Origin of the sequence: Mesorhizobium sp. M1078 (genome assembly GCF_040318615.1) — a bacterium.
Classification (GTDB): Bacteria; Pseudomonadota; Alphaproteobacteria; order Rhizobiales; family Rhizobiaceae; genus Mesorhizobium.
Map to the genome: position 1 here is coordinate 171,366 of NZ_JAMYMP010000006.1, position 19,241 is coordinate 190,606.

A 19,241-nucleotide genomic window follows, 5' to 3' on the forward strand; every position below is an offset into this window, starting at 1 on the left:
TAAAGAATGGCGCCGAGGAAAGTCATCATCACCTGCGCGGTCACTGGCTCGGTGCACACCCCGTCCATGTCGCCCTATCTGCCGGTGACGCCGGACCAGATCGCGACCGACGCCATCGCGGCGGCCGAGGCTGGCGCCTCAATCCTGCATCTCCACGCCCGCGATCCCAAAGACGGCCGGCCGACCGCCGATCCTGAGGTGTTCATGCAGTTCCTGCCGCGCATCAAGCAAGCGACCGATGCGGTGATCAACATCACCACCGGCGGTTCGTCGCTGATGACGCTCGACCAGCGGCTGGCGGCACCACTGCGGGCCGAGCCGGAAATGTGCTCGCTCAACATGGGCTCGATGAATTTCGCGCTGTTCCCGATGCTCGACAAGCCAAGGGAGTGGCAGCACGAGTGGGAACCAAAGCTGCTCGAAGCCACGCGCGACACCATCTTCAAGAACACCTTTGCCGATATGGAAGGCGTGCTCGAAAAGCTCGGCAAGGGCTGCGGCACGCGCTTTGAGTTCGAATGCTACGATGTCGGCCATCTCTATTCGCTGGCGCATTTTCGCGACCGCGGGCTGGTGTCGGGGCCGCTGTTCATCCAGTTCGTGCTCGGCATTCTCGGCGGCATCGGCGCCGATCCCGACAATCTCATCCATATGAAGCGCATCGCCGACAAGCTGTTCGGCGACAGCTACCAGTTCTCGGTGCTCGCCGCCGGCCGCCATCAGATGCCCCTGATCTCGATCGCGGCGGCGATGGGCGGCAATGTCCGCGTCGGGCTGGAGGACAGTCTCTACGATGGACGGCAATTGGCGAAATCCAATGCCGATCAGGTGCGCAGGATACGCGCCATTCTCGACGGGTTGTCGCTGGAAGTCGCAACGCCGACCGAGGCGCGCGATATGCTGGCGCTGAAGGGTGGCGATAGGGTGGCGTTTTGAGATGATTGATCTGCGATGATGGCGTTCCGGCACACCCCCCTCTGGCCTGCCGGCCATCTCCCCCTCAAGGGGGGAGATCGGATGTCACTGCGGCCTTCGCCAATCTCAATCGTTGCAAAATGGATGGCAGCGCCAAAGCTGCCAATCTCCCCCCTTGAGGGTGAGATGTCCGGCAGGACAGAGGGGGGTGCCTGGGCGCCTTGCCTATCGTGAGTACAGTCACCCTCCGCTCCGGCACCATCGACGACGTCGACACCATCCATGCCGCGCTGCTCAAGCTCGGCACCCATATCGGCGCGCATCAGGAGATCACGTCCACTGCCGACGATCTCCGCCGCTACGGCTTTGGCGACAAACCCGCCTTCTCCACCCTGATCGCCGAGATCGGCGGCGATTTTGCGGGGCTCTGCCTGCATTTCCCGATCTTCTCGACATGGATGGGGCGGCCCGGCGTCTATATCCAGGACCTCTATGTCGAGGACCGGTTTCGCGGCCGCAAGATCGGCGAAAGACTGCTGCGCCGGGTCGCGCGCGACTGCCGCCGGGATGGCGGCGCCTATCTCAGGCTGTCCGTCGACACCGACAATGACGGCGCCAAGGCTTTTTATGAGCGGCTGGGTATCGCCTGGTCGAGCTACGAGCAGACGCAGAAGATCGCCGGTGATGCCTTTTTCGCCTTTGCCGATGCAGCGCAGGACGGGGACGCGGAATGAAAGCCTTCTTTGCCGAGGAGCAGAAACGCCACGACCCGAAGGCCTTTCTGTCCAGCGGTGCGCCGCAGCCCAATCCCGAACAGCCGGAGCGGGTAGAGCCATTGTTAGCCGGCGCAAAATCCGCCGGATTGATGATCGAGCGGCCCAGGGAACATGACCTAGGCCCGGTGGCGGCCGTGCATACGCCGGAGTATCTCGCCTTCCTCGAACACATTTTTGCGCGCTGGCAGCGCATCGAGGGCGCATCCGCGGAAGTCATCCCCAACATCCATCCACTGGCCCGCACAGGGTCCTATCCGGCCTCGGCGGTCGGCCAGGCCGGCTACCACATGGCCGACACCGCTTGCCCGATCTCGGCCGAAACCTGGCACAGCGCGCTGTGGAGCGCCTGGAGTGCAGTCGAGGCAGCCGAAGCGGTGATATCGGGCGCGCCTGCCGCTTATGCGCTCTGCCGGCCGCCCGGCCATCATGCCTTTGCCGATGTCGCCGGCGGCTTCTGCTTCATCAACAATTCAGCGGTCGCGGCCCAGGTGTTGCGCAAGCAGGCAACGCGGGTGGTGATCCTCGATGTCGACCTGCATCACGGCAACGGCACGCAAGGCATCTTTTATACGCGTTCCGACGTCCTGACGGTGTCGCTGCACGCCGATCCGGTGCGCTTCTATCCGTTCTTCTGGGGCCATGCCGATGAGCGCGGCGAAGGTCCGGGCCTCGGCTATAATTTCAACCTGCCATTGCCGCGCAAATCAGCGGACGCGGCGTTTCTGGAGGCCCTCGAAGTGGCGTTCCAGCGTATCCGCGCCTTTTCGCCGGACGCGCTGGTCGTGGCGCTCGGTCTCGATGCGTTCGAGGGCGATCCGTTCGGCGGGCTTTCGGTGACCACGCCCGGTTTCTCGCGGATCGGCGAGGCAATTGCCAAGCTTGGCCTGCCGACGATTATCGTCCAGGAAGGCGGCTATCTCTGCGACGCGCTCGGCGACAATCTCACGGCGTTCCTAACCGGTTTCGGCGGCAAACAGCGATAGCTGACTAGCGCTGCTGCCTCAGCATGGCGATCACCCGGTGCACGCTTTCCAACGTCTCGTCGATCTCTGCCGCCGTGTTGTAGTGCGCAATACCGATGCGCACGACTCCCTGCTCCGCCGGAATGCCGAGATGGTGGACGATCTCCCAGGCGTAGTTGTGACCCGACCATAGAAAAATGTTCTCGGCATTCATCTGCCGCACGACCGTCTCCGGCACGATGCCGTCGACGGTGAAGGACACGGTCGGCACGCGCTCAATGACACGCTTCTGATCGGTGATGCCGCGGATGGTCAGGCCCTCAATGGCGGACAGCCCATCGATCAGCCTCAGCGCCAGCGGGTTTTCGTAGGCGATCGACACTTCGTATGCCTTTGCGATCTTTTGCCTTCGCGAACCGCCCTCGCCGGCCGCAGCACCGAGTTCGGCGAAGTAATCGACCGCCGCGGTAAGCCCGGCCATCAGTTCGATCTGCGGCGTGCCGAGTTCGAAGCGCTCCGGCAGGCCATTGGAAGAGCAACGGCATTTGTAGGGTTGCAGCGCATCGATGATGTCGCGGCGTCCCCACAATATGCCCATATGCGGGCCGAAGAATTTGTAGGCCGAGCAGATCAGGAAGTCGCAGCCGAGATCCTGCACGTCGACCAGCCCGTGCGGCGCGAACTGGACGGCATCGACATAGACCAGCGCCCCGGCCTGTTTGGCAATTCGCGTCAGCGCCTTGACCCGGTTGATCGAGCCGGTGAGGTTCGAGGCATAGTTCAGCGCCACGAGCCGAGTCTTGTCGGTGAGCAGAGCGCTGAGCGCCGCCTCCTCGACCTGCCAGCTCTTTTCGTCGAAGGGCAGGAAGCGCACGACGAGGCCAAGATCTTCGGCCAGCTGCAGCCAGGGCGAGACGTTGCCCTCATGATCCATGCGGGTGACGATGATCTCGTCGCCCGGCTTGAAGCCGCGGCCGAGCGTGCGCGACATGTGATAGGTCAGCGTCGTCATGTTGGCGCCGATGATTATTTCCTCCGCGCTTGCCGCACCCAGGAAATCGGCCATCGCCGCATGGGCGTCGTCGAACACCTTTTGCGCGGCAAGCGTGGTTTCGAAATAGCCGCCGAGATTGGCGTTGGTGGTGAGGAGGCAGCGCGCCACCGCGTCGGCAACCGCTTGCGGCACCTGCGTGCCGGCCGGATTGTCGAGATAGATGCGCCGGCGGCCTTTGTCGGTCAGGTCCAGCGCCGGAAATTTTCCCCTGACGGTCTCGATCGGAAAATCCATGGCTGTCCCCTTCCCCTTGTCTTTGCTCGGCAATCCCGGCCAAACGGTCTGCTTATGGGCACGGATTGCCGACGCGCTGGTGGATCGCATCCACGCCCTTCTGCATCTCGTCGGTCCAGGTCACGTCGGCTGACGACAGCGCCATCTCAAGCTGGGCAATCGTCGTCGCGCCGATGATGCTGGAAGTGACGAAAGGCCGGCTGGCGACATAGGCGTTGGCAAACAGCGCAGGTTCAAGGCCGAAGGAACGCGCCAGTTCGTTGTATGCGAGCTGCGCCTCCGCCGCATTCGGCGTCTCGTAGCGCTGGCCGCGGTTGAACAGCTGCGAGCGCGAACCCTGCGGCCGTGCGCCATGGTCGTATTTGCCGGTGAGATAGCCCTGCGCCAGCGGCGAATAGGCGAGAAAGCCGACATCCTCGCGCCCGCAGACTTCGGCCAGGTTCACCTCGAACGTACGGTTGACCAGATTGTAGGCGTTCTGCAGCGAAACGATGCGCGGGCCGACGCCCTTGTCGGCCTCGGCGATGAAGCGCATGACGCCCCAGGAGCTTTCGTTCGACAGGCCGAGATGGCGGATCTTTCCCGCCTTCACCAGCTCCTCGAAGACTGCGAGTGTCTCGGCGATCGGCGTCTCGCCGGGCGGCGCGCCAACGGCATCGGCACGGCGCGGCACAGCACCCACGCGGGTCGGGTTGGCGCCCCAGGGGATGTCGCGCTCCGGCCAGTGGATCTGGTAGAGGTCGAGATAGTCGGTGCCGAGCTTGGCCAGCGATTTGTCGATGGCGTCAAAGATGTCGGCGCGCACCAGTTTTGACGGCCGCTCGCCACGAAACCAGCGGTTGGCGGTGCGGCCGACCACTTTCGAGGCCAGGATCACCTTGTCGCGGTTGCCCTTGGCCTTCATCCAGCTGCCGATGAACTTCTCCGTCCGCCCCTGCGTCTCGGCCTTGGGCGGGATCGGGTAGAGCTCGGCGGTGTCGATGAAATTCACGCCGCGCTCAAAAGCCAGATCCATCTGCGCATGGCCATCGGCCTCGGTGTTCTGCTCGCCCCAGGTCATCGACCCCAGGCAGATCTGGGTCACAAGAAGATCGGTCCGACCGAGACGGCGTTTATGCATCGAATTTTCTCCGGCGGGAATTGCGCGGCTACGCGGGAAGGAAGCCGCATCTATAGGGAAAGCGGCGCCGCTCTCCAACCCTCAGCGGACCGACTTTTGCGTGAACCCTGGAAAGTCAGCGCCGGACGCCAGCCAAAGCGCGCCGCTTGGCCTCGTCGATCAGCATGTTGGCCACCTGCATGCGGATCATGGCGCGCTGGCGCAGATGCGGCGCGACACGGTCGGGATGGTTGGCGAAGGCGAAGCTGCGGCGCATGCGGCTGAGATCACCGCTCTTGACAGGATGATCGAGGCCGAGTTCGACGGCAATCGCGTCAGGATCGATCGGCGGCAGCTTTTCTTCGGGCTTTGTTTCCTCACCCGCCAGCGCCAGCTTGGCATGATCGAGAAGGGCGGCGAATTCGGCGGCCAGATCGGCGCCCGCCTCGCGATATTCGGCGGCGAAGGTTTCGCCGGAGACCTTGATGCGGCCGGAATGAAGTTCATCAGCCACCGACAGATAGTCGAACGGGATCGACGGCCGCGCGCCACTCACGTCGCCCCCCTCGTCCTTGTCGGAGCCGACGAACAGATCGTCGAGCAAGGAAGCGAAATCCCGCTTGGCGCCGATGTCAGCCTCCCCCTCGTTTTAGCCATGAGCGTGCGAATAGAGCCGTTCGCACCATAGAACCGGCTCGTTAAAAATGAATGCCACCGATCTTAACGAGTTTAGGCGTTCCCCAGCCTTGCGCGGGCCGCTTGATGGTAGGGGAAGCTCAACAAAAAGCCGGACTGCATTTTCATGCAGCCCGGAAAATTCGCCAGGAGTGGCGAGGAAAAGCCGGCCATGTGCCAGCGTCTATGCATACGGTCTGCATCAGCCAAAAGTTTCAGCCAATGAGCTGATTGTGCCGAAAAGAAATCGCCTGGCATGGCTGCCATGCAAATGCTGCACTGCACAATCTTCATATTTTCCCTATATTCGGTGCTGTGGAGGATAACTAAGGGGCCGAATCATGGGGTTCTTCACTGAAATGTTTGCTCGTCCGCGTCCGCAGGAGCATCAGCGTTACCGCTCGGCACTGGCCTTGCTGCACTCGATGAGCAATGCCGACCGTGCTGACATCGGCATCAAGCCGGCCGACTTCCCGCGCATAGCCCGCGAAATGTCACCGCGTTGATCAAGGCCTTGGCGCCGAACCAGCGTCAAACGAAGTTTCCCGGCAGCGACCGGGAAACCTCGGAATGCCGAATTCGTCAACGATTCCCGAGATAGGCACCCTTGGTCAGCGGCACGCCATTGTGGCGCAGGATGTCGTAAGCCGTGGTCACGTGGAAATAGAAGTTGGGCATGGCGACATGCAGCAAATACTGCATGCCGGGCATCGAAGCCTCGCGCTGGCCAAATTTCAGTTCGACCACCCTGTCATCCGAGCCATCGAATTCGGCGGCCGAGAACGACGCCAAAAGCTCGAGCGTCTTGGCAAGGCGCGCCTGAAGGTCGGCGAAGGTGGCTTCATTGTCTTCGTATTTCGGCACTTCGCGGCGGGCCAGCCGCGACGGCGCGCCCTTGGCGTGGTCGGTGGCGACCTGCACCTGCCGGACCAGCGCGTACATGTCGGGCGCCAACCTTGCGGTCAAAAAGACTTGCGGATCGATCTTGCGTTCAGTTGCATTCTGTTCGGCCGCCGACAGCACGCCGGACAGCGCCTTCAGCCTGGCCGAAAACACCGGCACCGAGGCCTCGTACATTGATAGTGTCACGTTCAAATCTCCATTGCGGCTGAAGCGCCGACGGCGGGACGTAGCGCCTTCCCGGAGGATTTTTCAAGCGTCACCACGTCGCCGCAATCTCGATGATAGACTCCTTCCGTGGTGGAGATTCTCCGATGAGACGCGTCTTTCTGGCAGCGGCCGCCTTTTGCTCCCTTGCCGCATCCGGCCAGGTTGTGTTCGCCGACGATGAACCGGCAGCCGATGACCAAGCCCCTTACGTCGATGACAGGTCGGATGCCGCAGCCGTCATCCGCTCGCTCTACAGCGCCATCAACCGGCACGAATTCGCCCGCGCCTGGGCTTACTACGGCGATACAAAGCCGGCAAAGGATTTCGACACATTCGTCAAGGGCTATGACGGCACCGACAAGGTCGATGTCGAAACCGGCGCCGTTTCCGATGAGGGCGCGGCCGGCAGCATCTACTACAGTGTTCCGGTCGCCATCCGCGCCACCGGCAAGGACGGCAACGAGGCGGTCTTCGCCGGCTGTTACACGCTGCGCCAGGTCAGCGCTCAGATCCAGGCCCCGCCATTCCGCCCGATCTTTATCGACAAGGGCGCGCTGAAGCCGTCCAAGGCCGATTTCGAGGAGGCGCTGCCGCCAAGCTGTGGTGACGGGCCGCCGCCGCCGAAGAAGGACACCGCACTCGAGCAGGTGAAGAAACTGTTCGCCGCCGATTATGGCGATCAGTGTGACAAGCAATTTCTCGGCGAGGAGCCGAACATCTTTTCGATCAAATACAAGGCAAAGGACGCGGCTGCCAGCGATCCCGACAAGGAAACGCGGCTTTTCGAGTTCTACTGCCAAGCGGCAGCCTATAACGCAAGTTCGGTCTACTACATGACCGACGAAGTATCGGGCGTGCGGCAGTTGCAGTTCACCGAGCCCGAAATGGATATCCGTTACGAGAACAATGACAGCGACGGCAAACTGCTGGGCATGGATATCATCGGCTTCCGCACATCCGGCTGGGCGGCCAATTCCGAATATGACGAAGACGCCAAGACGCTGACCACGTTCAACAAATGGCGCGGCATCGGCGACGCCTCGGACAAGGGGATATACCTGTTCCGTAACGGCGATTTTTCCCTCGTCCAATATGATGTGGACGCGTCTTACGATGGCGAGGAGAACCCGCAGACGGTGGTCGACTACAACACCGCGCCGTAGGGATCTTATCAGGAACCGCCGCGCTCAAGCAGTCCTTCACATTCGCCTTCTCGTTTCAGGCCGGGAACGCATCGGCCGGAAGAAGGCGCGAATGTCCTCGACCAGAAGACTCGGTTCCTCCAGCGCAGCGAAATGGCCCCCTCGCGGCATCGATGTCCATCGCTGAACGTCAAAGACCCGCGCCACCCAGGATCGAGGCGGCATCGGCAACTCGCGAGGGAAAAGCGCTACCCCAAATGGCGGCGAAACGCGTTCCAGCGTCTCGAACGCAAGAGGGAACAGTCGATTCTCCTTGTAGAGCCGCAAGGACGAGGTGAGCGCGTTGCTGAACCAATAGAGCGAAACATCCGTAAGGAGCGTGTCCATGCCGAAGGTGCGCTCCACGTCACCGTCGCAATCGCTCCAGCTACGGAACTTCTCGATCATCCAGGCTGCGAGACCGATCGGCGAGTCTGTCAGAGCATAAGCAAGCGTCTGAGGCTTCGTGCCCTGCAGATGGGCATAGGCGCCCTCCGTTGCCGTCCAGGCCGCGGCCTTTTCCAGAAAGGCCTGCTCCTCAACGGTGACAGATGGCAGACCTGCACCCAAGGGTGGCCGATAGCTCCCGGGAATGTAATTGACGTGGACGCCAAGCACGCTTTCGGAATGGAGCCGTGCCATCCAGGCGGAAACGCCCGCGCCGATGTCGCCTCCTTGGGAAGCGAAGCGGTCGTAGCCGAGCCCGCGCATCAACTGTACCCATAACTCCGCGATGCGGCCGGAATGGAAGCCTGGTTCCGTCGGCGCCTGGGAAAAGCCGTATCCGGGCAAGGAGGGAACTACCACGTGGAAAGCGTCGGCCGGGTCACCACCATGGGCAGCTGGGTCTGCCAGCAATGGAATGACGTGTTCCATTTCGATGAACGAGCCGGGCCAGCCATGCGTTATGATCAGCGGCAGCGGCGCCGGTCCGTTGCCTGGCTGGTGGACAAAGTGGACATCTAGGTTGTTCAGCCTCGTCAGATATTGCGGCAGCCGGTTCAGCCGCGCCTCTTGCACTCTCCAGTCGAAGCGGTCTCGCCAGTAATCCGCAAGGCGCTTGATGAACGGCAGCTCGGCCCCATCGCTCCAGCCCGCTTCGCTTAGCGGAATTGGCCATCGTGTTGCGCTAAGCCGGCGCTGGAGATCTTCAAGTTGTTCGTTCGGAATTTGGATCTTGAAGGGGTGGGCGTCCATCGCTGTGCTTCCGATCTGTTGGATCATATCAGCCTACACCCAAGAGGATATCGGCCGAACCATGATTGCCAAAACCAAGGGGCACCTCTGGGCGATATGCCTCAGGGCGCCTTCGACAGCATCCAGTTCAGCGTTTGGCGCCAGTCGACCATGCGGATCGGCGTGCCATGGGTGCCGGTCTCGAACCGGACGAACCGGGTCGGATAGGCTTTCGAGTTCGCAGTGATGGAGCGGAAGAAGGCTTCCTGCTTCTCCACGGGAAAGACCGGATCCTTGCTGCCCTGCCCGAAGAACACCGGCACATGGCGCCTGTAGGCCGGGCTCGACAGGAAACTGTCATCCCACAGCGAGCCGAGCAGCAGCAGCCCGTTGATGCGCCGTCCCGTATCGCTGCGGCCGGCCAGCTTCCAGCACAGCGCGCCGCCCATCGAGCCACAGGCGACGAAGATTTTCGCGTCCGGCGAGGCCTCGGCATAGTGGCCGATCAGCGCCGCGACCTGGGCCGCGCCCTTGTCGCCGAAATCGGTGAAATCGGGTGAGAGATAGAGGCCGCCATTGCCGGCCATCAGGTTCTTGATTCGGTTGAAGTTGCCGCCGAAGGTGAAGTCGTCGACGCCCTGCTTGCGGCTGCCGCCCTGCCCGTGCAGGTAAAGCACGATGATACCGGCGCCTTCGGTCTTGCCTACGGCGACATGCCTGACATCGCCGGCATCGGTTTTCAGCATCAAATCCCGCTGCACCTTGCGCACGCCGGTGTCGGTATACCTAGCCTGCACGCGCTTTTCCGGCACTTCGTCGCGGTCGTTGATGTCGCGCATCTCGCGATAGTCGATGACGGTGTAGGCGCCTTTGTCCGTGGACGAGAGCGTCGCCGGATAGGCGAAGAGGTCATCCTTGTAGGGTTTTAGTTCGAGCGCGTCGGCGTGGGCGGCAGAGAACAGGAAAAAGAGCGAAATCAGAAGGCTATGGAGCGCGGCCGCCCCCCTCTGGCCTGCCGGCCATCTCCCCCTCAAGGGGGGAGATTGGATATCACGCCGCCTTCCGCCAATCTTCAAAGCTGCAGGATAGACGCCGCCATCGAGGCTGCTGATCTCCCCCCTTGAGGGGGAGATGGCCGGCAGGCCAGAGGGGGGTAGAAGCGCTGAGGCAAGTAAAGAGAGAGCCATGCTAAAGGCATGCGTTTTTCGGCTTCGCTTTGTCAATCCTGCAGCACGCCGCCGGCGTCTTCCAGCGCCTCGCGGGTGTCGACATCGATCGACGCGCCGTCGCCGATCTCGACGTCGATGACATCCAGTCCCTCGGCCTCGACCAGATGGCGAGCGCCGGTGTCGCCCTCGAGGTGAGCGATGCCTCCAAACAGCGCGCGTGGCAGCAGCACCGGATTGCCGCGGCGGCCGTCATGGGCGGCACGCACCACTGAGCGGCCGCCGTCCCTACGGAAGGCCTCGATCAACCGGTCGAGATCGGCCGATGAGATACCCGGCATGTCGCCGAGGACGATCATGGCGCCGGCCGCCTCGGCTCCAACGCGGGCAATGCCGGCTTTTAGAGACGAGGACAGGCCGTCGGCAAAATCCGGATTGTCGGCGAAGATCACGTCGAGGCCGGTCAAGGCTTGGTGCACCCGCTCACGCTGGTGGCCGGTGACGACAACGGTGCTGGTTGCCTTCGAGGCCAGTGCGCGCTCGACTGTCCGGCGCACCAGCGGTTTGCCGTCGAACAGCGCCAGAAGCTTGTTCGGCCCGCCCATGCGGCTGGAGCGACCGGCGGCCAGAAGCACGATCTCGACCTTCAGCCCGGCTCCCGCCGGCAGCGGCTCGCGCGGCTGCGGCCGGGTCGGGATTTCCATCAAGAGGCCGCCAACGCCCATGCCGGCGATGTCCTTGGCGGTGACGTCGAGACCGGCGATCAGCCTGTCGAGCACCCAATCGAAACCGTTCTCCTTGGGGCTGCGGGCGCAACCGGGCGCGCCGATGACGCGCTTGCCGTCGAGCGTGCCCAGCACCAGCAGATTGCCGGGATCGACGGGCATGCCCGCGCGGATCACCGTGCCACCTGCTGCCTCGATCGCCGCCGGAACGACATCGTTGAAATCGCTCATCGCCGAGGCGCCGAAGATCACCACCATGTCGTTGTCGCGCGCCAGCGCGGCGGCGGCATCGGCGACGGGCGCAATTTCGTGCGGCGTGCGGCGCTCCGTCGTCAGCCGGCCGCCGGAGCGTGCCAGCCGCGCTTCGGTGACGCGTAGCGTCTTGTCGAGCACGCTCGCCTTGATGCCGGGCAGCACCGTCTGGATCACGCCGATGCGCACCGGATGGTAGGCGTTGACGGCGAAGATCTCGCCGCCGGCGCAGATCTTTGTCACCGCATCGACAAGGGCCGAGGCAACGGCGAACGGGATGATCTTGACCGTCGCCACCATCTGGCCCTGCTCAACCGGCGCGTGCTGCGCCAGCGTGGCGATGGTGATGGTCGGGTCGACCGCATTGATGGCGTCGATCATGGCGGCATCGACGGTGAAGAGACCGGCGGCCTTGGCATGGAGGTTGACGCGGCCGGTCGCGGCCGGTTTTGCCTCTATGTTGCGGTGGGCCATGCTGGCAGCAATCTTTTCGGCCGCCGCATCCTCGCTGAGGTCATCGGCGGCAAGCACCGCCACGACGATCTCGGTAATGCCGGCCGCCTTCAGCACCGCCACGTCCTGCGTGCTCAGCCTGTGCGCCTTGCGGAAACGCCGCTCGCCCGCCGTCGTGGCATGCGCCAGCACCGCGCCTTGCGCCTTGTCGATTGGAACCGGACCGAATCTCACGCCGCAGCGCCTTTCGATTCCAGCCCGCGCGAGCGAAAGGCGTGGATCGTCTGCGCCAGGATGGCGACGGCGATCTCGGCCGGGCTCGCCGCGCCAATGTCGATACCGATCGGTGCGTGGATGCGGGCGATCTGGTCGGCGCTGGCGCCGAGCGCCAGCAGGCGCTCGACGCGCCTGGCGTGTGTTTTGCGGCTGCCGAGTGCGCCGACATAGAAACAGTTGGCGTCGAGCGCGGCCTTCAGTGCGAAATCGTCGATCTTCGGATCATGGGTTACGGCGGCGAGCGCCGTATAGCTGTCGAGCGGCTGACGTTTCAGCACATCCTCCGGCCATTCGGCATGGAGTGCTACATCGGGAAAACGGTCCGGGGTGGCGAAGGCGGTGCGCGGATCGACGATCTCCAGGGGATAGCCGGCGATCCTGGCCATCGGCGCCAGCGCCTGACTGATATGGACGGCGCCGATCACCACCAGGCGCGGTTGCGGCAAATGCGCGTTGAGGAAGAAGGTTCGCCCTTCCGCCTCGACCGAACCCGAATTGCCAGTGCGAAACGCCTTGGCGATCGCTGCTCCAAGATCGCCGGCGACGGGATCGCCTTCACGCACGATACGGTCGCGGCCGTCGCCGAGATCGGTCACCAGGATCGCCGCACGGCGGGCACGGCGTTCGGCATTGAGGGCTTTGAGAGCGTAGGGATCCATGCCTAACCGAGCCGCTCCACATAGACCTTGATGCGGCCGCCGCAGGACAGGCCGACCTGCCAGGCGGTTTCGTCGGCAACGCCGAACTCCAGCATCTTCGCTTTCCCCGAGTCGATGACGTCCATCGCCTCGCTCACCACGGTACCCTCAACGCAGCCGCCCGAGACCGAGCCGTGAAAATTGCCTTCGGCGTCAATGACCAGATGACTGCCGGCCGGCCTCGGCGCCGAACCCCAGGTCTCGACCACAGTGGCGATGGCGACATCCTTGCCGTCCTTCATCCAGCCTTCCGCGATGATCAAGGGGTCGCGGGCCTCATCGAGATAGATGCTGTTGTCCATGATCGCTTGCCTCAAAGTCTGTTTTCTCTGGGAGCCTGTTTTTCGGAATCCAATATGGCTATGCGGCGCGCCTGACACCAGCGTCCAGCCAGCGACGCGGATCGACCGAAGCGGCCGATTTCTTGTCCAGCGAGGCGCAGAGGTCGGCCAGCGCATCGAGATTGTGTACCGAGCGGAACTCGTCGACATGAGGCAGCATCGCTCTGACGCCGCGGGCCCGCGCCTCGAAGCCGCCAAAGCGCAGAAGCGGGTTGAGCCAGATCAGCCGCCGGCAGGATTTGTGCAGGCGATCCATCTCCTCCGACAGGCCGGCGACATCGTCGCGCTCCAGCCCGTCGGTGATCAGCAGCACCACCGCGCCCTGCCCGAGCACGCGGCGTGACCAGTGCTTGTTGAACTCCGCCAGCGTATCGCCGATGCGGGTGCCGCCCGACCAGTCCTTCACCGCCGCCGAGCAGTCGGCAAGGGCGGCATCGGGGTCGCGATGGCGCATCTGCCGCGTGAGATTGGTCAGTCGCGTGCCGAAGACGAAGGTGTGCACGCGCCGCCGTTTTTCGGTCAGCGCATGCAGAAAGTGCAGGAAGATGCGCGTGTACTGGCTCATCGAACCGGAGATATCGGCGAGAACCACCAGCGGCGGATGCACTTCGCGGGCTGAGCGGAATTTCGGCAGGATCAGTTCGCCGCCGGTGCGCGCGGCCGAGCGCATCATGGCGCGTGGATCGATACGGCGGCCATGCAGGTCTGCCTTGAAGCGTCGGGTACGGACCATGTCGAACGGCAGCCGCAGCCGGGCAATCGCCTTCTTGGCGTCTGCCATCTCGTCGGCATTCATCTGGGCAAAGTCCTTGCCGCGCAGCACTTCATTCCCGGAGAAGGTTAGCCGGGCGTCGACTTCGATCTCCGGGATTTCCCTGACCGGCCGATTCTTCTCGTGGCCTTCGAACATGGCCTGGCTGACGCGGTTTTCTGCCGCGCGCGGCTTTTGCTTCTCCTTGGTGTCGGGCGCCACAGGCGAGAACATCGCCAGAAGTTTCTCGATCAGCTCGCGCGATTTCCAGAACAGCCGGAAGGCTTCGTCGAAAACAGGGTCATCCTCGTGCCGCGACACCAGCACGGCATGCAGCGTCCAGTAGAAATCGTCGCGCGAACCGATGCCGGCTGCCAGCACCGCCTCGATCGCATCCTTGACCGAAGCCGGCCCGACCCGCATGCCGGATTTGCGCAAGGTGCGGGCGAAATAGACGATGTTGTCGGCGATGCGCCCGTCTTCCGTCGCCTCTCTGGGTTCGGGCGCCTTCACTTGCCCTACTCCGCCGCCGCCAGTTCGGCCTTGACCTCGTCGAGGATACGCCGGCCCTCGCCCGCGCCGATGCGGGCAATGTCGTCCTGGTATTTCAGCAAAACGCCGATCGTGTCGGAGACGGTTTCGGGATCGAGCGCCACCTTGTCGAGTTCGGTCAGCGCGCCGGCCCAGTCGATGGTTTCGGCGACGCCCGGCGCCTTGAACAGCTCGACCCGGCGCAGCTTCTGGATGAACGACACCACTTCCGCGGAAAGCCGGCTGTTGGCCTGCGGCACCTTGCGGCGCACGATCTCCAGCTCGCGCTCGGCATTGGGATAGTCGACCCAGTGATAGAGGCAGCGCCGCTTCAGCGCGTCGTGGATTTCCCGCGTGCGGTTGGTGGTGATGATGACGATCGGCGGCTCCTCCGCCTTGATCGTGCCAAGCTCGGGCACCGTCACTTGGAAGTCGGACAGGATTTCGAGCAGGAACGCCTCGAAGGCTTCGTCGGTGCGGTCGAGCTCGTCGATCAGGAACACCGGGGCCGCACCCGCCTTGCCGGTCAGCGCATCGAGCACCGGCCGGCGGATCAGGTATTTTTCGGAAAAGACATTGCTCTCCATGGCGGAGCGGTCGACCGAGCCTGCCGCCTCCTCCATGCGGATCTCGATCATCTGCGCGGCGTAGTTCCACTCGTAGACGGCGGAGGAGACGTCGAGCCCTTCATAGCATTGCAGGCGGATCAGCCGGCGGCCGAGCGCCTGCGCCAGCACCTTGGCGATCTCGGTCTTGCCGACGCCGGCCTCCCCTTCAAGGAACAGCGGCCGCTGCATGCGCAGGGACAGGAACAGCACCGTTGCGAGCGAGCGGTCCGCGACATAGTCCGCGCCGGTCAGGAGATCGAGCGTTTCGTCGATCGTCCGCGGCGCGGGGCGCGGTTTCAGCTCGGTCATTCTTTCTCCGTTGCCGCCTCTGCTCCGCTCTGCAGCACGTGGTAGTCGCGGGCGTGGTAGATCAGCGGCCGCAAATTATCGCCCATGCGCAGGCCTGTCACCTTGCCAAAAAGCACACGATGGGTGGCGAGATCCTTGGTGTCCATCAATTCGCAGTCAAAAACCGCAAGAGCGCCCTTCAGGCTAGGCGCGCCCGTCGATATGACATCCCACTCGCCAAGCGCGAAACGCTCATCGGCAGACAGCCCGGTCAGGCCTGAAAACGCCACCGATAGGGGCTGCTGGTGCGAAGCCAGCGTGTTCAGCGCAAACCGGCCGTTTTGCACGAAGAGCTCGTTCTTGGCATTCTCGCGGTTGAGACAGACGAGAACCGTCGGCGGCGTGTCCGACACCGAACAGGCCGCAATCACCGTCGTGCCGCGTTTGCCGGCGGGCCCGTCGGTGGTCACCACATGGACGTGGCCGGCAAAATGCGCCATCGCGTCGCGATAGGCCTGAGGCCCTATGTCGTTCAACTTCAACACCGATGATTTTCCATAAGCGGGAATCCAAGCGTTATATATGGCGGCACACAATAGGCCACAAGCGAAGTGGTTGACGCCAATCCGCAAATTCCCGTGTTGCGCCTGGGGCGGGCAGCCTTTAGGTCTTGGCGGAAGAGACGCTGGAAGCATGCGACCGGCACGGAGGAATTCGTCGTCAGAATGCGACCCCCAACAGCTGTAATAGCGGCACTGCTCTGGCTGCTGCCGGCAAGCGCCGGCGCGCAGACTTTGCTTGTCGGCGTCGCCGCACCCCTGTCCGGTCCGTCGGCGATCCTGGGCAAGCAGATCGAGGCGGGCGCTGCCCTGGCAGCAGAAGCCAACGGCGCCGAGATCAGGACGGTCGACGATGCCTGCACCGCCGATGGCGGGGCTGCCGCCGCCACGGAATTCGCCGCTGCGAAGGTCGATATCGTCGTCGGCTTCCTCTGCACCGAGGCGATCCAGGCGGCGCTGCCGATCCTCAAGGACGCCAACATACCGGTCATCACCGTCGGCGTGCGCACCGAAAGCCTGACCGATCGCCGCGCCAAAACCGGCTGGCCGGTCTATCGGCTGGGGCCGCGCGGCGATGACGAGCGCAATGCGGTGGCCGCCATCCTGACCCGGCTGTGGCAGAGCGAATTGTTCGCCATCGTCGATGACGGGACCATCTATGGCCGCGAAATCGCCGAGACGCTGCGCGCAGCGGCCGAACAGGCGGCGCTGAAGCCGGTCTTCACAGACACGTTCCGGCCGCAGCTCGACAACCAGATCGGGCTGATCGGCCGGCTGAAGAAGGCGGGCGCGACGCATGTCTTTGCCGGTGGCGACGGCGACGACATCGCCATTATGGGCCGCGACGCCGGCCAGCTCGAGGCCGGCATTGTCTTTGCCGGCGGCGAGAATTTGCGCACGCCACCCGGCGATGTGCCTTACGCCGTCGGCACGCTGATGATCGCGCCGCCGGAATGGGCCGATGTCGCCGATCCCAAGGTGCTGGCGGCGTTTACGGCCAAAAACATCGCGCCGGATGGCTATGCCTTGCCGGCCTATGCGGCGGTGGAGATTGCCAAGGCGGCCTCGGCCGCGCCCGAGACCTCGGGCAAGGGGCTGGCCGACGCGCTAACCGGGCATGATTTCACCACCGCGATCGGGCCGCTGCGGTTCGACGACAAAGGCGATCTGAGCCAAAACCTCTATCGCGCCTTCCGCTTCGACGGGACGCGTTTCGTGCCGGCGGAGACGAATTGATGTTTCGCACCGGGCCGCGCAATCTGATCACCGATGTCGCCGGCTTGCGCGTCGGCAACGCGTCGGATGCCAGGCTGAAATCGGGCGTCACGACCGTGCTGTGCGATGAACCGGCGGTCGGTGGCGTGCAGATCCTCGGCGGCGCGCCGGGCACGCGCGAAACCGACCTGCTCGAACCGCACAATTCCATCGAGGCGGTTCATGCCGTCGTGCTGTCGGGCGGCTCGGCCTTCGGCCTCGACGCCGCCTCCGGCGTTCAGGCAGCGCTGCGCGAAAAAGGCATTGGCGTCGATGTCGGCGGCTTTCGCGTGCCGATCGTGCCGGCGGCGATCCTGTTCGACCTGCGCAATGGCGGCGACAAGGATTGGGGCCGTTATCCTCCCTACCGCGACCTCGGCTACGAAGCCGCCCAGGCGGCAACAGTCGACTTTCCGCTCGGCACAATCGGCGCCGGCACCGGGGCGCTGAGTTCCGGGCTGAAGGGTGGCCTTGGCTCTGCCTCGACTGTGCTCGACAGCGGCGTCACCATCGGCGCGCTCGCCGCCGCCAACCCGACCGGCTCGGTAACGATCGCGCGGACCCGCTATTTCTGGGCGGCGCCCTTCGAGATCGGGGATGAGTTCGGCGGGCTTGGCTATCCCTCGCCAATGCCGGGCGATGCCAGGCGGATCCTGTTGAAATACCGCGACAAGCGTGTCGGTGGACAAGCCGAGGCCGGTGGCAACACCACCATCGCCGTCATCGCCACCGACGCCGTGCTGACCAAGGCAGCAGCCAAGCGGCTGGCGATATCAGCGCATGACGGCTTCGTGCGCGCCATCTGGCCGGTGCACACGCCGGCCGACGGCGATCTGGTGTTCGCGCTGGCGACGGGGAAGAGCGGCATAGAACTCAGCGCCGACGATGCCGTCGATTTCTTTGCCGCTGCCGGCGCCACCATGGCGCGCGCCATCAGCCGCGGCATCCATGCCGCGACGCCGGCCGATGGCGATCTGTTTCCGGTGTGGTCGTCGCGCTGACTTTCAGTCAGGTCGGGTCGGACTCCTCTTCCTCGAAGCTGACCGCGACATCCGAATTCGCCGACAGCCAGACTTTCTGGCCCTCGACCTCGGCAAGCAGGCTCAAGGGAATGTAGTGGTGATGCCCCTGATGGGCGCCCTCGCCGCTGTCGGCCTTGGTCAACTTGATCCGCTCGCCATCGACCCTGTCGACGGTGCCGATGTGAACGCCGTCGGCGCCGACCACTTCCATATGCTCGCGAATCTTGCTGGCCTCAGTCATGGGGTGTTCTCCTTTTGAAAAACGATCGACGATAACAAACAGATGCGAAATTGGATGCATCGCCTTTTGAATAGCACGATGTTTTGACTGTCTCGTGATGGGGAACGATCGAACCACGGCAGGCGGAGCGGAACCCCGATGCGAAATCTCGTCCTGATTGGCGTTTGCCTGCTGGTCCATCTGGCATCCGCCATGGCCGCCCGAGCGGGCGATGTCGCCGAGCTTGAAATCCTCGGCTTCAGCAAGGATGGCAGCGTCTTCGCCTTCGAGGAATATGGTGTGGCAGACGGTTCGGGCTTTCCCTATGCCAATCGCTACTACATCAACACCGCCGACGACACGTTCCTGAAGGGCACGCCAATCCGGGTCCGGCTAGAGGATGAGACCGCCTCGCTCGAGACGGCCCGTCAGCAGACCAGACAGAAGGGCGAAGCCGTCGTTGTGCAGGCCGAACTCACCGCAAACCGCGGCATCACCGCCGGCTTCAACCCGGTGACCGAATTGTCGGCCGACCCGTTCCGCATGGTGGTGAACCCACGGCCGATCTTTTCGCCGGTCGACCCGCCGCTGGAATTCCGGCTGGACGAGATCGGCATGAATGACACCGAAAGCTGCCAGAGCCAGGGCGAGATCAACGGTTTTCGCTTGCTGCGGATCGAGGCCAGGGATGGCGGCCGGACCCATCTGCTGCATGAGGATAAATCGATCCCGAAAAGCCGTGGCTGCCCGAACGGCTACAGGATCGGCGCGGTGCAGACGTTCTCGATGGACAGCATCAGCGCCTATGCGGTGCTGATCGCGGTGCGCCAATACGGCTTCGAAGGGCCGGATTTTCGCTGGATCGCCGTGACCGGACGCCTGTGACAGCGCTCGATCAATCCAGCTGGCGCAAG

Annotated in this window: 21 protein-coding genes; 8 read left to right on the forward strand and 13 right to left on the reverse strand. The window is 63.7% G+C overall.

From position 1 onward, the window contains the following. Positions 1–6: 6 nt before the first annotated feature. The 3 genes from kce (at position 7) to NKH38_RS11320 (ending at position 2,674) form a co-directional block, all read left to right on the forward strand. Positions 7–936 (forward strand): 3,5-dioxohexanoate:acetyl-CoA acetone transferase, encoded by a 930-nt coding sequence (kce, locus tag NKH38_RS11310; RefSeq protein WP_352760094.1) that lies wholly within the window; start codon positions 7–9, stop codon positions 934–936. 209 nt (positions 937–1,145) lie between these two features. Then, positions 1,146–1,649 (forward strand): GNAT family N-acetyltransferase, encoded by a 504-nt coding sequence (locus NKH38_RS11315; RefSeq protein WP_352760097.1) that lies wholly within the window; start codon positions 1,146–1,148, stop codon positions 1,647–1,649. After that, positions 1,646–2,674 (forward strand): histone deacetylase family protein, encoded by a 1,029-nt coding sequence (locus NKH38_RS11320; RefSeq protein ID WP_352760099.1) that lies wholly within the window; start codon positions 1,646–1,648, stop codon positions 2,672–2,674. Before NKH38_RS11315 ends, NKH38_RS11320 begins: the two co-directional genes overlap by 4 nt. Before the next feature lie 4 nt (positions 2,675–2,678). Here NKH38_RS11320 and NKH38_RS11325 read toward each other — a convergent pair whose 3' ends face one another. From NKH38_RS11325 to NKH38_RS11335, 3 genes are all read right to left on the reverse strand, one after another. Then, positions 2,679–3,941, reverse strand: coding sequence for a cysteine desulfurase-like protein (locus tag NKH38_RS11325; RefSeq protein WP_352760102.1), 1,263 nt, complete (start codon positions 3,939–3,941; stop codon positions 2,679–2,681). Positions 3,942–3,993: 52 nt separating this feature from the next. Then, complete coding sequence (locus tag NKH38_RS11330) at positions 3,994–5,061, reverse strand: aldo/keto reductase (RefSeq protein ID WP_352637563.1); 1,068 nt, start codon at positions 5,059–5,061, stop codon at positions 3,994–3,996. Between the two features lie 115 nt (positions 5,062–5,176). Further along, positions 5,177–5,644 carry a hypothetical protein gene (locus tag NKH38_RS11335; RefSeq protein WP_352760105.1) on the reverse strand — a complete coding sequence of 156 codons (468 nt, stop codon included), beginning with the start codon at positions 5,642–5,644 and terminating at the stop codon, positions 5,177–5,179. A gap of 412 nt (positions 5,645–6,056) precedes the next feature. Between NKH38_RS11335 and NKH38_RS11340 the strand changes: the two genes are divergently transcribed. Further along, the gene (locus NKH38_RS11340; RefSeq protein ID WP_352760108.1) at positions 6,057–6,221 is read left to right on the forward strand and encodes a hypothetical protein; all 165 of its coding nucleotides are present in this window, start codon (positions 6,057–6,059) and stop codon (positions 6,219–6,221) included. Between the two features lie 76 nt (positions 6,222–6,297). On the opposite strand, the gene NKH38_RS11345 is transcribed toward NKH38_RS11340, so the two are convergent. Further along, entirely contained in the window at positions 6,298–6,804 is a 507-nt protein-coding gene (locus tag NKH38_RS11345; protein WP_023709324.1) for a DUF1993 domain-containing protein, read from the reverse strand. Between the two features lie 125 nt (positions 6,805–6,929). Here NKH38_RS11345 and NKH38_RS11350 point away from each other — a divergent pair, with 125 nt between their 5' ends. Further along, complete coding sequence (locus tag NKH38_RS11350; protein WP_352760111.1) at positions 6,930–7,988, forward strand: DUF1176 domain-containing protein; 1,059 nt, start codon at positions 6,930–6,932, stop codon at positions 7,986–7,988. Between the two features lie 36 nt (positions 7,989–8,024). Here the strand turns inward: NKH38_RS11350 and NKH38_RS11355 are convergent, their stop codons facing one another. From NKH38_RS11355 to NKH38_RS11390, 8 genes are all read right to left on the reverse strand, one after another. Then, complete coding sequence (locus NKH38_RS11355; RefSeq protein WP_352904340.1) at positions 8,025–9,230, reverse strand: epoxide hydrolase family protein; 1,206 nt, start codon at positions 9,228–9,230, stop codon at positions 8,025–8,027. Positions 9,231–9,304: 74 nt separating this feature from the next. Next, positions 9,305–10,216, reverse strand: coding sequence for an alpha/beta hydrolase family protein (locus NKH38_RS11360; RefSeq protein ID WP_352760117.1), 912 nt, complete (start codon positions 10,214–10,216; stop codon positions 9,305–9,307). A gap of 185 nt (positions 10,217–10,401) precedes the next feature. Next, positions 10,402–12,012 (reverse strand): NTP transferase domain-containing protein, encoded by a 1,611-nt coding sequence (locus NKH38_RS11365; protein WP_352760119.1) that lies wholly within the window; start codon positions 12,010–12,012, stop codon positions 10,402–10,404. Further along, entirely contained in the window at positions 12,009–12,713 is a 705-nt protein-coding gene (locus tag NKH38_RS11370) for an XdhC family protein (protein ID WP_352462368.1), read from the reverse strand. The genes NKH38_RS11365 and NKH38_RS11370 overlap by 4 nt, the downstream gene beginning before the upstream one ends. Before the next feature lie 2 nt (positions 12,714–12,715). Further along, a complete protein-coding gene (locus tag NKH38_RS11375; RefSeq protein WP_023669077.1) occupies positions 12,716–13,054 on the reverse strand; it encodes an XdhC family protein in 339 nt (112 codons plus the stop codon). 58 nt (positions 13,055–13,112) lie between these two features. Further along, positions 13,113–14,357, reverse strand: a complete 1,245-nt coding sequence (locus NKH38_RS11380; RefSeq protein ID WP_352760122.1) for a vWA domain-containing protein — start codon at positions 14,355–14,357, stop codon at positions 13,113–13,115. Positions 14,358–14,362: 5 nt separating this feature from the next. Continuing rightward, the gene (locus tag NKH38_RS11385; RefSeq protein WP_023739379.1) at positions 14,363–15,292 is read right to left on the reverse strand and encodes an AAA family ATPase; all 930 of its coding nucleotides are present in this window, start codon (positions 15,290–15,292) and stop codon (positions 14,363–14,365) included. Beyond that, complete coding sequence (locus NKH38_RS11390) at positions 15,289–15,816, reverse strand: flavin reductase (protein ID WP_352760123.1); 528 nt, start codon at positions 15,814–15,816, stop codon at positions 15,289–15,291. The genes NKH38_RS11385 and NKH38_RS11390 overlap by 4 nt, the downstream gene beginning before the upstream one ends. A 180-nt stretch (positions 15,817–15,996) precedes the next feature. On the opposite strand from NKH38_RS11390, the gene NKH38_RS11395 reads away from it, so the two are divergent. Both NKH38_RS11395 and NKH38_RS11400 read left to right on the forward strand, forming a co-directional pair. Next, positions 15,997–17,067 (forward strand): branched-chain amino acid ABC transporter substrate-binding protein, encoded by a 1,071-nt coding sequence (locus tag NKH38_RS11395; protein ID WP_352760126.1) that lies wholly within the window; start codon positions 15,997–15,999, stop codon positions 17,065–17,067. Next, positions 17,067–18,086, forward strand: coding sequence for a P1 family peptidase (locus tag NKH38_RS11400; RefSeq protein ID WP_352760129.1), 1,020 nt, complete (start codon positions 17,067–17,069; stop codon positions 18,084–18,086). Before NKH38_RS11395 ends, NKH38_RS11400 begins: the two co-directional genes overlap by 1 nt. A gap of 7 nt (positions 18,087–18,093) precedes the next feature. Here NKH38_RS11400 and NKH38_RS11405 read toward each other — a convergent pair whose 3' ends face one another. After that, positions 18,094–18,348 carry a DUF2171 domain-containing protein gene (locus NKH38_RS11405; RefSeq protein WP_023669083.1) on the reverse strand — a complete coding sequence of 85 codons (255 nt, stop codon included), beginning with the start codon at positions 18,346–18,348 and terminating at the stop codon, positions 18,094–18,096. A 138-nt stretch (positions 18,349–18,486) separates the two neighbouring features. On the opposite strand from NKH38_RS11405, the gene NKH38_RS11410 reads away from it, so the two are divergent. Further along, positions 18,487–19,212 carry a DUF2259 domain-containing protein gene (locus tag NKH38_RS11410; RefSeq protein ID WP_352760132.1) on the forward strand — a complete coding sequence of 242 codons (726 nt, stop codon included), beginning with the start codon at positions 18,487–18,489 and terminating at the stop codon, positions 19,210–19,212. Positions 19,213–19,241: the final 29 nt, after the last annotated feature.

Excerpts from the sequence above, each read along its gene's own strand:
- NKH38_RS11395 (WP_352760126.1), top strand. The coding sequence starts at position 15,997 with ATGCGACCCCCAACAGCTGTAATAGCGGCACTGCTCTGGCTGCTGCCG.
- NKH38_RS11385 (WP_023739379.1), bottom strand. The coding sequence starts at position 15,292 with ATGACCGAGCTGAAACCGCGCCCCGCGCCGCGGACGATCGACGAAACG.
- NKH38_RS11320 (WP_352760099.1), top strand. The coding sequence starts at position 1,646 with ATGAAAGCCTTCTTTGCCGAGGAGCAGAAACGCCACGACCCGAAGGCC.
- NKH38_RS11350 (WP_352760111.1), top strand. The coding sequence starts at position 6,930 with ATGAGACGCGTCTTTCTGGCAGCGGCCGCCTTTTGCTCCCTTGCCGCA.
- NKH38_RS11340 (WP_352760108.1), top strand. The coding sequence starts at position 6,057 with ATGGGGTTCTTCACTGAAATGTTTGCTCGTCCGCGTCCGCAGGAGCAT.
- NKH38_RS11370 (WP_352462368.1), bottom strand. The coding sequence starts at position 12,713 with ATGGATCCCTACGCTCTCAAAGCCCTCAATGCCGAACGCCGTGCCCGC.
- kce (WP_352760094.1), top strand. The coding sequence starts at position 7 with ATGGCGCCGAGGAAAGTCATCATCACCTGCGCGGTCACTGGCTCGGTG.
- NKH38_RS11405 (WP_023669083.1), bottom strand. The coding sequence starts at position 18,348 with ATGACTGAGGCCAGCAAGATTCGCGAGCATATGGAAGTGGTCGGCGCC.
- NKH38_RS11375 (WP_023669077.1), bottom strand. The coding sequence starts at position 13,054 with ATGGACAACAGCATCTATCTCGATGAGGCCCGCGACCCCTTGATCATC.
- NKH38_RS11400 (WP_352760129.1), top strand. The coding sequence starts at position 17,067 with ATGTTTCGCACCGGGCCGCGCAATCTGATCACCGATGTCGCCGGCTTG.
- NKH38_RS11355 (WP_352904340.1), bottom strand. The coding sequence starts at position 9,230 with ATGATCCAACAGATCGGAAGCACAGCGATGGACGCCCACCCCTTCAAG.
- NKH38_RS11410 (WP_352760132.1), top strand. The coding sequence starts at position 18,487 with ATGCGAAATCTCGTCCTGATTGGCGTTTGCCTGCTGGTCCATCTGGCA.
- NKH38_RS11330 (WP_352637563.1), bottom strand. The coding sequence starts at position 5,061 with ATGCATAAACGCCGTCTCGGTCGGACCGATCTTCTTGTGACCCAGATC.
- NKH38_RS11325 (WP_352760102.1), bottom strand. The coding sequence starts at position 3,941 with ATGGATTTTCCGATCGAGACCGTCAGGGGAAAATTTCCGGCGCTGGAC.